We start from the raw sequence: 13,170 nt of genomic DNA, 5'->3' as shown, positions 1-13,170 counted from the left end.
TCGCAGTGGGCCCTGCGGCCGCCCGGGTGTGGGACGATGCGTGCTGTGACTACCCACCACCGACGAGCCCAACCGGCCGCGCGCACCCGCAGAGCCTCCCGCGGCTCGCGCCATGACTCCCATGCCGCAGCCGTTCCGACGGCCGCCGGTGGCGCGTCGGACTGGGCCAGCGTCATCGGCGCGGGCGACTCCCACGCCTCGGCCGGGCCCACCGGGTCGGAGGCAGCTGCGGCCTTGGCCGGCTCGGGTGCCTCCGGCGAGACGGCCGCCTCCTCCGACGTTCCAGAGGCGGCCCGCTCAGCGGACTCAGGTGACACTGCCGACCTCGCCGAGGACCTGGGATACGCCACCCGTCGCGCCTCCAACCGCCCCAAGGAGCCGGGCCTGGTGGACCCGGCCTGGACCCGGCTCGCCTTCGCGGGCGTGGTGCCGCTGCTGCTGGCGGTCGGCTCAGTGCTGCCCGGCTGGGTGAGGCTGGCCCTTGTGGCCGTCCTGGTGCCGGCCGCCGCGCAGGGCTGGCCCGCGCTCGTGCGCGCCCGGCACGACCTGGGCGGCACGATCGTCATGACGATCAGCGGACTGTCGGCCGCCGTCAGCGTCTACCTCCTCGACGATATGGGGGTGGCCGGCCTGATCATGGCCTTTTCGATCCTGCTGGCCTTCGTCGGCCAGATGCTGCGCCGCGACGGCCGGCACAACCTGGTCGAGGACCTGTCCTCAACGGTGGCCGGCTGCCTCGTGGCGGTCTCCGGCTCGGCCTGGTGCGCCCTGGAACCGGGACTGGCCGACCCGGCCATTGTCGTGCCCACCTGCCTGGCGCTGTTCGTCGGTGCCGTCCTGACCGTCCTCAACGTGCGCGCCCGGATGCTGGAGGCCCTCACCGTCACGGTGCCGGCCCTGTTCGCCGGCGGCGCCGGCTACGTGCTGGCCTCGGCCGGCTTCTTCGGCCTGTCCCACATCAGTGCGACCGCGGCCCTGCAGAGCGCCGTGGCCTGCGTGGCCGTCGGCTTCGTGGCGGGGGTCCTCATGGCTTCGGGCAACCGTGTCCTGTGGACCCACCGCTGGGTGCCCGGCGGGCGGGCGGCGGTGGCCTCCGCGCTCGTGCCGATCCTGTCGGTCGGCGTGCCGGTCTACGCCATCGCCCGCCTCCTGGGCGGCTTCATCGCCGGCTGAAGGTGGCCCACCGGCCCCGCGAGGTCCCGAGAACGCCGCATCACGGCGGCCGGATGTCCAAATCGGATACAAAGAGACTCCGAGGCCCAGCGGTCACGCGAAGGAACCGCAGAATCATGCGGTTTCGTCTGGCGCACTCAGTGCTCCTCGCCGCCTTTGTATCCAATGTGGACACCGCGATGCCGATCCTGCCCGGATCTGCGGCTCCAGAGCGCGCCGGAGGCTCAGGGCGCCGGCGGATCCGCGCGGCCGCGGCGGGTGGCGCGCGTGATGCGGGCCGGGGTGACGTCGTAGGCTGCGGGCATGGCATTCACGCTTCCTGACGACCTGGCTCCCGAGCTCTACCCGCTGGCCTGGCTGGCCGGCACCTGGCGCGGCTACGGCATCCTCACCTATGGCGAGACCGTGCCTGAGCAGGCCGTCTACCAGGAGATGACCTTCGACCACGACGGCGGCCCTTACCTGCGCCAGACCACCACCATCTGGACGGTGGACGCCACCCGCTCCAAGAACCTCGACTTCGAGATGCCCGGCCTCCAGGGCGCCTCCCTCCTCGCCCCCGCTCAGATCTGGTCCACCGAGACCACCTACTGGCGGCCCGTCGGCCAGGAGCAACCCGATGGCGCCGAGACCACTGAGCCCGCCGAGGACGACGCCGACACCAAGGGCTCCGGCGGTCCGCTCGTCCCCGTCACTCAGCTCGAGCTCGTCTCGGCCGACCCCGCCGGCCACGTCGCCGTCTGGGAGGGTTGGATCCAGGGTCCGCGTGCCCAGGTCGGCACCCAGGCCGTGGGCCGGGCCCGCACCGCTGTCCCCGTGGAGGAGATGACCCGCATGTTCGGGCTCGTGGGCGGCGACCTCATGTGGACCCAGGATATGGCCGCCTTCGGCCAGAGCGAGGTGACTACTTACGCCTCCGGCCGCCTCGGCCGCGTCGACGACTTAGATGACCCCGCCGCCCAGCCCGGCTCCGCCCTCGACCCGGCTGAGCCGGAGGGCGAGTCCTCCACCTCCTCCTCTCCCGCCTCCGACGACGCCGAGCCGACCGTCTGATGCGCACCTCCCCGCTGCTGAACCGACCCGGCGCCGTCGCCTCCGCCCCGGACGACCCCGACGGCGCTGTCCCCGCCCACCTCGGCGACCCCGGCCGCGAGCAGGCCGCCCTGGCCGAGGGGCGCGCGGTCTGCGCCCTGGCGCGCGACGTCGTCACCGTCGCCGGGCCGGACCGCCTGAGCTGGCTGACCACGCTGTCCAGCCAGGTGCTCACCGGTCTGAAGCCCGGTGACGGCGGCGCAGAGACGCTGCTCCTCGACGCCCAGGGCCACATCACCCACGCGCTCGCGGCTCTCGACGACGGCCGCACGCTCTGGCTCGTCACGGAGGCCGGCCGCGGCGAGGCGCTGGCGACCTTCCTGGACTCCATGCGCTTCATGCTGCGCGTCGAGGTGACTGAGCGGCCCGACGTCATGGTGTTGGGCGCCCTGGGGGAGGGCCTCGAGGCCCTGGTCCAGGCGGCGCGCGACACCGCGCCGGACGCCTCCGATTCACCGGCCGAGGCCGGTGACGCCGAGCCTCAGGGCTCACTCATCGGCCTGTGGCGCGACCCGTGGCCGGGCGTCGTCGAAGGCGGCACGAGCTACGACGTCGGAGCGGACCGGCCCCATCCCGGCGAGACCTACCGGGGCGGTTTTGTCCTCATGCCCGCACAGAGCGTGGGCGCCGTGGTGGGCGCCTTCCTCGCCGCCGGGGAGGGGCGGCGCCTGGCCGGCGCCCTGGCCTGGGAGGCTCTGCGCATTGAGGCGGGCCGCCCCCGCTGGGCCCGCGAGGCCGACGCCCGCGCGATCCCCCATGAGCTGGACTGGCTGCGCACGGCCGTGCACCTGACGAAGGGCTGCTACCCGGGCCAGGAGACGATCGCGCGCACCCTCAACCTGGGCCGGCCTCCGCGCCGCCTCACCGTGCTCCAGCTCGACGGCCTCGTCGGCGACCTGCCCCGCCCGGGGGCGAGCGTGCGCATGGGGGAGCGGGCCGTGGGCGCCGTGACCTCCGTGGCGCGCCACCACGAGCTCGGCCCCATCGCCCTGGCCTTGCTGCGCCGCGCCGTGCCCGCGGGCGAGCAGCTGACCGTCGAGATCACCGAGGTCGATGAGGCCACCGGCGAGACCATCCCGGTCGGGAGGGTCGACGCCGCCCAGGAGGTGCTGGTCTCCCCCGAGGGACGCGCCCAGGCCAGTCCGGCCGAGCGTCCCGGCGCCGAACTGCGCAAGGGCCTGCGGCTCTGAGCCGTCCGGTCGTGCGCCGGATCCCGTGCGCTCCCGGGTCGGCTGCTCTGGGACCCGAGCCCGACGTCTACTCGGTGACGGTCCGGGGTGCTGTCACCCGCTGAGGCCAGTCTCTGACGGCCCGTGGCGGATGGAACGACTGCCGGCCGCCGTGTGAGGCCACCACTGTTCTCGCTGGGCGTGGCCGCCTCTCTGGGATCGTTGACCGGCAACCGGTAGCCTGGGGCGCGTGAGCGTCCTTTATGCTGTGTCATTCTTTCTCTCCGAGGCGGTCAGGTGGAGCTGGATCGCCGCCCAGGCCGTCTCCTTCGTCATGGGGGTCTGGGCGCTGATCGACTCCCTGATGCGGCCTGCGGAGCACTACGCGGCGGCCGGCAAGAACACCAAGCGATTCTGGAACGTGGTCAACGCGGTGGGCACGGCGGTGGTCGGCCTGCTCGGGGCCGCGTCGATGTTCGGTCTGCTGGGCGTCGTGGCCAGCGCCGTCTACCTGGTGGACGTGCGTCCCGCCTTGCAGGCGCTGGCGCCGGTGCGGGTGCGCTCCTCGATCCGCATCCCGGGGCGGGCCTCGCAGCGTCGGCCGGGGCGCGATGGGCGTGGCTGGAGCGCTGGTCGCTGATGCGCGCCGTCATTCAGCGGGTCAACCGCGCGGCGGTCCGGGTCGACGGCGAGGTGGTCGGCGAGATCACCCGCCCTGGCCTCATGGTCCTCGTGGGCGCCACGCACGACGACGGCCCCGCGCAGGTGGCCACGGTGGCCCGCAAGATCGCGGACCTGCGACTCCTGGAGGGCGAGCTCTCGGTGACCGACGCCGGAGCGCCGGTGCTCGTCGTCTCCCAGTTCACCCTGTACGCCGACACCCGCAAGGGCCGGCGCCCCACCTGGAACAAGGCGGCCCCCGGCGAGGTGGCCGAGCCCCTGGTGGAGGCCGTGGCCGAGGACCTGCGCGGGCGCGGCCTGGAGGTGGCCACCGGCCGCTTCGGCGCCGACATGAAGATCGACATGGAGGCCGACGGCCCGGTGACGATCCTCATCGAGGCCGAGTAGGCCGAGTAAGCCGAGGACGCCGCCGAAGGGGGTGCTGAGATGACGGGACGCTCACGGGCGGTGGTCATCGCCATGATGCTGTGGTGGGCCGTCTTCGGCTGCATCAGCGTCTCCTGGGCGCTGGGCTCCCCGTGGCTGGTCGACACGGTCCTTCAGGGCGAGGGGCTGCGTCTCGCCCAGGAGCGGCCCACCTGGTTCGTCGTGGTCGTCCTCGTCTCCGGGCTGGTGAAGCTGGGGTTCGTCGTCTTCGGCTTCGCGCTCCTGCGCCCGGATGTCATCAGGGTGCCGCGCTGGACGCGCCTGGCCTTCGGCTGGGTCTCGGGAGCCCTGCTCATGGCCTACGGGATGGTCGGCTCGGCGCCGGCGATCCCGACGATCATGTCCGGAGAGCCACTCTCTCGATACGGTTGGTGGCGCCTGGTTCTGTGGATGCCTCACTTCTGGGTGGGCGGGATCCTGGTGCTGTCCGCGACGGTCGCCTACCTGCGCTGGAGCCGGCCTGCGGCGGCCGAGCCCGCCGTGCACGCGGGCCCTGCTGGACGCTGACTCCCCGCGGCGGGTGTCCACAGAAATGACATTAGCCCGCACAAGCCACCCGCCCACCACCTAGAACCACGGAATCACACGGTTTTCAAGCCAGCACCAACCTCGTCGGGCATCCAATGTCATTTCTGTGGACATCGGGCGTGGCCGGGCGAGGTATGTCGATTCCATGCATCGCCTATGGGTGGGCGGAGAGAATCCGTTGGACATCGGTGACGATCTTCCCTGAACGCACATTGTTGGACGTGAAGCGGATGGGCGTATAACCCTGCCGGACCAGTTCGCGATCGCGTTCCCGGTCGTGGTGGAAGGACCAACGGTCGGAATGGAACTCGTAGCCGTCCAGCTCGATGACAAGCCACCCGGCCACCACCAGGTCCACTTCTCCAACGTCTGAGATGACCATGCCGTCGGAAACATCTATTCCAGCGTTCTGCAGCTGAACTCTGGCCAGGGTCTCCAGTGGGCTGCGAGCGCGATCGCTGGTGCGCTTCAGGCGATTCCGGCCAAGAACACGGCGAGGACCGCGCAGATATGCGGATACCTGCTGGCGAGTCGTTCTGCCCCGATGCAGGGCGGCGTCGGCGGCGACCAGAGCCGTCCACTCTTCTGCGCAGCACAGGAGATCGGCGATGCAGCGGGCGAGGGAGACAACCGGGAAGTCTTCCAGCCGAAGGACGGAACGCCCGCGAGTCTCGTGTCTGTGCTCACCCCATAACGGAGGTAATCGACGTCCTTGCGGAGTCAGAACATGGACACTGCGCGGTGGAGAGGGGAGCGGAAGGCCGTAGTAGGCGGCTGCATGCTCGCAGGTGATAAGACCTCGGTGAAGGCGGGCGATGAGGATGCGTCGGTCGGTGCCGGGCAGCGCTACGATTCCGTGCGGGTACCGTTTGAGTTCTCCCGCGTCTACCAGGGCCTGGAGGCGGCGGCGCCCGGTGCGGTTCAGATGTAGATCAGCCTGTGCAACGGCGCCAAGCGCGTCGCCGATGCGGGTCAGCACATTGTCGTCCATGAGACAATTCTTGGACTGCCGGAGCTGAGGCGCTAGGAAGTGGCTGGTCCCTGTGGATAACTTCCGGCGTTGACGAGCCGCGTCTCCTGCTTGACGTCCACAGAAATGACATTGGATGCCCGACGAGGTTGGTGCTGGCTTGAAAACCGTGTGATTCCGTGGTTCTAGGTGGTGGGCGGGTGACTTGTGCGGGCTAATGTCATTTCTGTGGACACTCGTGGCCGCGGGAGGGGCCATGGTGGGGTGACGCAAGAGCGCTTGTGGCGGCGCGGGCCGCCGGGGCAGAGGAGAGGGCCGGGTATGCGCCCCCGACTGCGCTCCCCGGCCCTCAACCGAGTGTCGCCTGATTCTCCGCACCGGCTCAACGGGGAGTGGTCCCCAACCGGCCGTCAGGTATGGATCGGCCGGCTTCAGCAGTTGAGGGTCGCGTCGGTGCCGACGACGGAACCGGCGGACATGCCGGCGAGCTCGTGGTCGTCGGCGTTGCCGCCGGTGCAGACGATCGCGCAGGGGCCCTGGCGGGTGGGGTCGGCCATGAGCCCGGCCAGGCTCGCAGCCCCGGCGCCCTCGGCGAGGGTGTGGGCGTGGGTCGCCAGAAGGCCGACGGCGCCCTGGATCGCGTCGTCGTCGACCAGGATGAAGTCGTTGAGGCTGCGGCCCAGCACCGACTGGGTGAGGGCGAAGCTCGCCCCAACGGCCAGTCCCGCCACGCGCGTGCGGCTGTGGACGGCGGCCGGCTCCCCGGAGGCCCAGGCGCGGTGCGCGGCCGGCGCGGCGCTGGACTGGACGCCGATGATCCGGCAGCCGGGGGCCAGGACGTCGCGCACGAGGCAGGCGCCTGCCGCCCCGGAGCCCGAGCCGACCGGCGCGTAGACGGCCTCTAGGCCCGGGTGGCGACGGAAGAGCTCGAGGTAGACGGTGGCGTGCCCGAGCACGATGGCCGGCTCGTCCCCGGGGGAGACCATGCGCATCCCCTCACGCAGGGCGAGGGCCTCGGCGTGGGCCAGCGACTCGCACATCGTCTCCCCCTCGACGACGACCCGAGCTCCCAGCGCGCGCACCGCGGCCACCTTGCGGGCCGGCGCGCCCACCGGGACGACGACGGTCACGGGGACCTCGCTGCGGGCGCCGGCCCAGGCCAGGGACTGCGCGTGGTTGCCAGTGGAGGCGGTCACGACGCCGCGGCGCCGCTCCTCGGGGCTGAGCGCCGCCATGAGCGCCACCCCGCCGCGGACCTTGAAGGCGCCGGTGGGCTGGACGTTCTCGTGCTTGACCGTGACCTCCACCCCGGCCTCGGCGTTGAGCAGCGGGTAGGACCAGGCGGGAGTCTCGGGCAGGACGCGCGAGACGGTCTCGTGGGTGCGCAGGACGGCATCGAAGTCGAGGCCGGACTGGATGGTGTCGGGAGCCTGGGGCAGGGTATCGGTGACGGTCATGGCTTCATGATGCGGACGGCCGGAGTATCGGTCCAATGAATCTTTTGACGAATACCCATCGATACAGGACATACTTGGTGGCGTGATCGATGTGCAGCAGCTGCGGGCCCTCGTGGAGCTCTCCCGCCTCGGCACCGTCTCGGCCGCCGCCGACTCCCTGGGTTTCAGTCAGTCCACCGTCTCCCACCAGCTCGCCGCCCTGTCGCGCGCGACCGGCGCGGTCCTGCTGACGCGAGCCGGACGCGGCGTGCGGCTCACCGAGGAGGGCCGGGCGCTGGCGGCCCGCGGCCAGGAGGTCCTCGACCTGCTGGACCGCACCGAGCGCGAGGTCGTCTCCATGGCACGCGCCGAGGCGGGGCGCGTGCGCCTGGCCGCCTTCCCCTCCGCCGTGGCCTCCCTGGTGCCGGGAGTGCTCGACGTCGTCGGCCGGCAGTACCCGGGCCTGGAGGTCGAGCTCGTCGACGCTGAGCCGCCCGAGGCCCTCGATGCGCTGCGGCGCGGGCGGGTGGACGCGGCCCTGTCCTTCTCCTACGTCGACGACGACGCCGGCGAAGGCCTTCAGGCCGAGCGGCTGCTCGACGACGTCCTCTACCTCGTCACCCACCCCGGCGGCATCACGCGCATCGCCGACGGCGCCCAGTGCCGGTGGGTGACCGGCTGTGCGCGCTGCCGCGAGGAGCTCCTCGCCGTGGGGCGGGCCAACGGCTTCACGCCCGAGACCGCCTACGCCTCCGACGACTACGTGGCCGTGCAGGCGCTCGTCGCCGCCGGAGTGGGGGCGGCCCTGCTGCCCGGGATGGCGCTGAACGCCTACCGGCACGAGGGGGTCCAGGTGCGGCCGCTTGCCCGCGAGCAGCGGCGCGTCGAGGTGGTCACGCGCGCCGAGCAGCCCTGCCCGCTGGCCATCGACGTCCTGGTGGAGGCCTGCCAGACAGCGGCTCGCCGCACGAGCCTGCGCCGACCGGCGGTCAGGACCGGTAGGAGTGCTGCCTCACGGTGAGGTGTGGTGTGATGAGGCATGCGTCCGCGCTGCATCACAGAGAGGAACCGGACATGGGAGCTGGTGTGCGAGCTGTTCTGGGTGACGTATCCGGCGAGGTCGCCGTCTTCGGGTCCCTCAATGCCGACCTGACGGTCCGAACGGAGCGCTTTCCCAAGCCCGGTGAGACGATCAGCGGGGAGGATCTGGTGATCCTGCCGGGAGGCAAGTCGGCGAACCAGGCGGTTCAGGCCGGTCTTCTCGGTGCTCACGTGAGGATGATCGGGGCAGTCGGGGCTGACGGCCACGGCGACCTGCTCATCGATTCCCTCCAGCGCGCCGGTGTGGAAACCTCCGCGGTTCAGCGCGAGGACGTGGCCACCGGCACCGCGATCATCACCGTGGACTCCGCGGGGGACAACACCATCGTGGTGTCTCCCGGTGCGAACGGGACAGTGGATGTCTCGACGGCGCGGCGGCACCAGGATGTCATCGGCGAGGCCCGTGTGCTGGGGCTGTGCATGGAGGTGAGCCCCGACGCGGTGGAGGCCGCGGCCCATATCGCCCACGACGCCGGCACCCGCGTGGTCTTCAACAACTCTCCGTTCCACCCCGTCCTGTCCGCCGGGCTCCTGGAGGCCATTGACGTCCTGGTCGTCAACGAACATGAGCTCGCCGACATGCTGAAGCCGGGTGCGAGTGACACTGCGGCTGAGCCGGAGGGTGACCGAGCCGACGACGCCACGGACTGGAGTGATTGCGCCAGGAGGCTGGCCGCGATGGGCATCCCCTCCGCGGTGGTGACCCTGGGGGGCCGCGGGTCGATAGTGATCGAGGGGGAGGAGATCACCCCGGTGGATCCTTTCCCGGCGGACGTCGTGGACACCACCGGTGCCGGCGACTCCTTCCTGGGCACGCTGCTGGCAGCGCTCGCCGCAGGCGCCGGGCTCAAGGAGGCGGCAGGTGCGGCCTCAGCCGTCTCCGCCTTCGCGACGACCTCCGTGGGAGCGCAGGCCTCCTACGGGGACGTCGCCGCAGTCGAGCAGCACTTCGGATAAGCACGGCTCGACGAGCGAGGCGAGTGCCGCGGCGGCTCGCGGCCACCGCGGAGGCCTGTGAGCCTCAGGGGAGAGGTGAGGACACGGGCTGCCGACCCGCGCCTCAGCTGTTCTTCAACTGCTCGAGGTTCTCGGTGTGGGGGTGGCCGTCGTCGTCGGCGCTGAGCCAGAACTGCTGGGGGTTGCTGTCGCTGTCGGCGGCCTCATGGCTGATGAGCAGGCCGGGGCCGGTGGGGACACCGACCGATTCGGCCCTTCCTCCCGTGAGGTCGTGCGTGCTTCCCGAGTTCAGGTCGACGATCTGGGTGGGCAGGGCGTCCCAAGCGGCTCGCGTCTGGTCATCGTCCTTCCCTGCGGTGCTGGCGGCGAGTGTGGCCGCGGAGGCAGGATCGCTGAAGCGTTCAAGCCATCCGCCGGGGTAGACCCGATTGACACCGGTGATGGTTCTGCGCACTGTGCCGTCCGTACCCATCTGGGTCACCGTGAACGGGCGGAACCGGGTGCTCCCATCGTTGCTGGCGGTGGGGGAGTACGGGGACAGGAGGAGTGAGTCCCGGGAGGCGCCGATGAGCCAGTGCTCACTGGAAATGGTCGATGGTTTGCCCGCAAGGTTGCTCAGCGGGTGGACGGAGATGACTCCCTGACCCTCGGCTCCCGGGTAGTAGTTCTGGGCGGTCTGGATGGCCAGGCTGTCATTGGTGAGGACCCGCCCCAGGATCAGCCCGGAGACCTCCACCGAGCCTTCGAGCTTCCCCGTCTCGGCGCTGAGGACGACGACGTAGGTGCGCTGGGCTGAGAAGTCGTCGTCCTGAGCGGTCCGGTGCGGTTGGAGAATGAGTGAGATGTGCTTCCCGTCGGGACTGACGACGCCCACGCCGGAGGACTTCTGCTTGAGAAGGCCGTAGGTCTGCGTTTGGGTGGTCGAGTCGCGGTAACGGTCACCCAGGTCGCCGGTTCTGAAAATGGGGTGATTGAGGCGGGCGGCCCACTGAAGGGCCTTGGTCTTCGGCTCGTCGTCGGTGCTCCCAGATTTGTAGCTGGCCACGACTCCTGAGGGCAGAGAATCATCATCGGATTTGGGTGGTGAGTTGTCCGCGCTGACCGTTCCGTAGCGGGTGGGCAGGTCGCGGACATAGACGGAAGAGAAGCTCTTCCGCTCGGACTCCACCTGATCTGCACTGAGCGGGGTGACGGAGACTCCCGCCGACGGCGTGGTCGCCGCAGTCTTTGGGGATGAGGAGCCGCAACCGGATAGAGGGAGTGAGACGAGGAGTGCTGTCACCAGGGCTCGAGCGGCACGGCTCGCCGCCGAACCGGTGCGGTGACGGCGCATCGAGGGCATGGGGGTGGGCTTCGTCGCGTGTGTCGTGTGGCGCCTCATCGGGCTTCACCTCCCACGGCGTAGATGCGAGAGGTGCCGGAGTGCTGCGTGCCTGTCCGAACCATGATGATGGTGGCGCCGGGAGTACTGATGGCGCTCACTAGATTCTCTTCGGGCCTCACGGCGGCCAGTGCCAGATCCTTGAGGTGAGGGTTGTAGAGCTTGTCTCCCGGCGGAGCGAATGTTGTCCCCGGCGCCAGAGGGATTGATACGCCCGATGACCCGTCTGCGGGCTTGACGGTGATCCGTCCCTCGACGGCTTCACCGACGGCGGCCTGGGTGATGCCGACGGAGGCGGCGGCGAGTCCCGGCGTCTGTGCCGCCGTCGTCACTGCCAGGGTCCGGGGGTTGAAGACGGAGCCGACAGTGCCGGAGGCCTCCCACAGGTGAAGCTCTAAGTCCACGTCATCCTTTGGCTTCTCCGCTGGGAGGGGCGGGAAGGTCACGAGGGCTCCGGCCTTCATGGAGGCGATGTCGTTGACCGCAGAGGTCATGCCGAGGTCATAGGCCCGAGTATCTGCTCCGGGAACACCGGCCAGGCCGTCGAGGCTGACGGCCTGGACCTCCCGGTCCTGCGGGTCGTTATCCCTGGACCACGACGGCCTGGACTGTTTCCCACGAGGCTTTTCAATGACCATCCAGCCGTCGATCACCAGAGGAACGTCCGCCTGGTTGTAGTCAAAGTAGATACGTCCGTCTGACCTGGGAGTGAGGGTCGGGAGCTCATGGGTGGCGGTGGGATCATTCTGCGGGACCGCAACGTCATGGTATGTCGCGGGGCGACTCAGGACGAAGGCCGAGTGACCGGCTGCGCCGGAGTAGGCGGCCTGAGCGGACTGAGAACCTGAGGCTCCGTCAACGCTGAGCTTTCGAAGGTCCCACATGGTTGACCGGTCCTTCAGCGAGTAGGCGGTGGTGCCGTAGAGGACCGCCGAGTCGGTCAGCTGGAGGGGAGCGTCGCCGCGCCAGTCGAAGACCGTTGCCCCGGTGATCGTGTCGAGCACGACGGTGGCTTTCGGCGTCGAAGGACTGAGATTTCCGTCCGTTCTGGTCATGGACGTGTAGATGACCGGCTCTTCGAATCTCATCGCCAGGTAGCGGCCGTCGGGGCCGGAGATGACGTCTGTCGCGGTTGCTCCCTTACGCTGGTAGCTCCATCGGTTCGAGCCGTCACGGGGGTCGAGCCCGGTGGCTCCATCTGAGGTGAGAACGATGGGGCCGGCGGCTCCGGCGACCACGTCCTGTCCGCTCGCCAGGTTCTTGGTCCACGTCTCCTTCGAGGCGAAGCCGGTGGGATACGCCGGCAGCTGGTCGGCGTTCACCGACGGGCCCGTGGACTGAGTGATGGTGGGCCGGTCGGACGTCGTTAGGTGGCCGAGGTAGGGCACGGCGAAGGACGCGACGAGCGCCACGACGGGAACCAGGGCGAGCAGGGCGCGAGGGCCCAGGGCCCGGAGGGAGGAGCGCCACGGTCGCCGCAGCTGATCGCGCAGGTCGTGTATCCGCGCCGAGATCGGATTGGGAACGTAGAGCGACTCGTCGGCATAGGGCTCGAACAGAGCGCGCGAGGCCCGCAGAAGAATGTCTGTGGACAGCAGCAGGGCGAAGGCGGCGACACCCATGATGTAGGCCAGGGCCTCGCCCAGGCTGACCGCGTAGGTGGAGAACACGAACCTCCAGAGACTGACGATCGGGAGGACGGCGTACACGGCAGCGGCCGGGACCAGGACGGCGGGCAGGAGCATGAGCGCTGAGCGGGCCGCGGTCAGGGCCCTGTTGCGCATGCTGCGGCTGTCATGGCGCGGCTCGGGCCAGAGGACGACCCCGCACGCCCACAGGAACACGGTCAGCGCCAGGCCCTTCCAGGTCAGCTGAGGGAGCTTGAACAGTACCTTGGCGATCCCGCTGCCGCAGATGACGTAGAGGGTGGCCGCGGCCACCATGCCGAGGAAGCAGCCGAAACGCAGCGACGTCAGGGCTGCGATGATGCGCTGATGGCGGCGTCTGCGCCGGTTGAGGGCCGCATCGGCCTGGTCGGCGCCGTGGCGGGAAGCGGAGGGGGAGTCGTCGATGGGGTGGTCGACGTCGGCGTCGCGTGGCATGGCGTGGGGTCTTTCGTTGTGGGCCGGCTTGGGCGCTACTTGGTGGAGAACTGCTCGAGGTTCTCGGTGTGGGGGTGGCCGTCGTCGGCGGGAGAAGTCACGGGGGGCATGGCCTTCATTGTGATGGGTGGATCCGAATCGTGCGGCAGAATTC

The 13,170-nt window shown here is 70.1% G+C and carries 12 protein-coding genes; 8 read left to right on the top strand and 4 right to left on the bottom strand.

The window, feature by feature from the left end; genetic code table 11:
- Positions 1–36 precede the first annotated feature (36 nt).
- The 6 genes from JJJ14_RS10695 (at position 37) to JJJ14_RS10670 (ending at position 5,048) form a co-directional block, all read left to right on the top strand.
- Positions 37–1,173, top strand: coding sequence for a hypothetical protein (locus JJJ14_RS10695; RefSeq protein ID WP_201444111.1), 1,137 nt, complete (start codon positions 37–39; stop codon positions 1,171–1,173).
- A gap of 303 nt (positions 1,174–1,476) precedes the next feature.
- Positions 1,477–2,226 carry an FABP family protein gene (locus JJJ14_RS10690; protein ID WP_101559822.1) on the top strand — a complete coding sequence of 250 codons (750 nt, stop codon included), beginning with the start codon at positions 1,477–1,479 and terminating at the stop codon, positions 2,224–2,226.
- Positions 2,226–3,455, top strand: coding sequence for a CAF17-like 4Fe-4S cluster assembly/insertion protein YgfZ (gene ygfZ / locus JJJ14_RS10685; protein WP_201444110.1), 1,230 nt, complete (start codon positions 2,226–2,228; stop codon positions 3,453–3,455). Before JJJ14_RS10690 ends, ygfZ begins: the two co-directional genes overlap by 1 nt.
- Positions 3,456–3,684: 229 nt before the next feature.
- A complete protein-coding gene (locus JJJ14_RS10680) occupies positions 3,685–4,074 on the top strand; it encodes a DUF2516 family protein (protein WP_075414079.1) in 390 nt (129 codons plus the stop codon).
- Positions 4,074–4,502 carry a D-aminoacyl-tRNA deacylase gene (gene dtd / locus JJJ14_RS10675; RefSeq protein ID WP_009747827.1) on the top strand — a complete coding sequence of 143 codons (429 nt, stop codon included), beginning with the start codon at positions 4,074–4,076 and terminating at the stop codon, positions 4,500–4,502. Before JJJ14_RS10680 ends, dtd begins: the two co-directional genes overlap by 1 nt.
- A 39-nt stretch (positions 4,503–4,541) precedes the next feature.
- Positions 4,542–5,048 (top strand): DUF3995 domain-containing protein, encoded by a 507-nt coding sequence (locus tag JJJ14_RS10670; protein WP_201444109.1) that lies wholly within the window; start codon positions 4,542–4,544, stop codon positions 5,046–5,048.
- Positions 5,049–5,223: 175 nt separating this feature from the next.
- Here JJJ14_RS10670 and JJJ14_RS10665 read toward each other — a convergent pair whose 3' ends face one another.
- Both JJJ14_RS10665 and JJJ14_RS10660 read right to left on the bottom strand, forming a co-directional pair.
- Positions 5,224–6,060 (bottom strand): DUF559 domain-containing protein, encoded by an 837-nt coding sequence (locus JJJ14_RS10665; protein WP_201444108.1) that lies wholly within the window; start codon positions 6,058–6,060, stop codon positions 5,224–5,226.
- A gap of 410 nt (positions 6,061–6,470) precedes the next feature.
- On the bottom strand, positions 6,471–7,496 hold the full coding sequence (locus JJJ14_RS10660; RefSeq protein WP_201444107.1) for a threonine ammonia-lyase: 1,026 nt from the start codon (positions 7,494–7,496) through the stop codon (positions 6,471–6,473).
- Between the two features lie 82 nt (positions 7,497–7,578).
- On the opposite strand from JJJ14_RS10660, the gene JJJ14_RS10655 reads away from it, so the two are divergent.
- Positions 7,579–8,496, top strand: coding sequence for a LysR family transcriptional regulator (locus JJJ14_RS10655; RefSeq protein ID WP_201444106.1), 918 nt, complete (start codon positions 7,579–7,581; stop codon positions 8,494–8,496).
- A 53-nt stretch (positions 8,497–8,549) separates the two neighbouring features.
- On the top strand, positions 8,550–9,533 hold the full coding sequence (locus tag JJJ14_RS10650) for a ribokinase (RefSeq protein WP_201444105.1): 984 nt from the start codon (positions 8,550–8,552) through the stop codon (positions 9,531–9,533).
- 103 nt (positions 9,534–9,636) lie between these two features.
- Here the strand turns inward: JJJ14_RS10650 and JJJ14_RS10645 are convergent, their stop codons facing one another.
- Positions 9,637–10,578, bottom strand: coding sequence for a hypothetical protein (locus tag JJJ14_RS10645; protein ID WP_236592815.1), 942 nt, complete (start codon positions 10,576–10,578; stop codon positions 9,637–9,639).
- Between the two features lie 332 nt (positions 10,579–10,910).
- The gene (locus JJJ14_RS10640; RefSeq protein ID WP_201444103.1) at positions 10,911–13,016 is read right to left on the bottom strand and encodes a hypothetical protein; all 2,106 of its coding nucleotides are present in this window, start codon (positions 13,014–13,016) and stop codon (positions 10,911–10,913) included.
- Between the last annotated feature and the right edge of the window lie 154 nt (positions 13,017–13,170).

The sequence above is a fragment of the Actinomyces sp. HMT 175 genome (assembly GCF_016694895.1).
In the GTDB taxonomy this organism is placed as follows: Bacteria; Actinomycetota; Actinomycetes; order Actinomycetales; family Actinomycetaceae; genus Actinomyces; species Actinomyces oris.
This window is presented reverse-complemented; position numbering and strand designations above follow the sequence as displayed.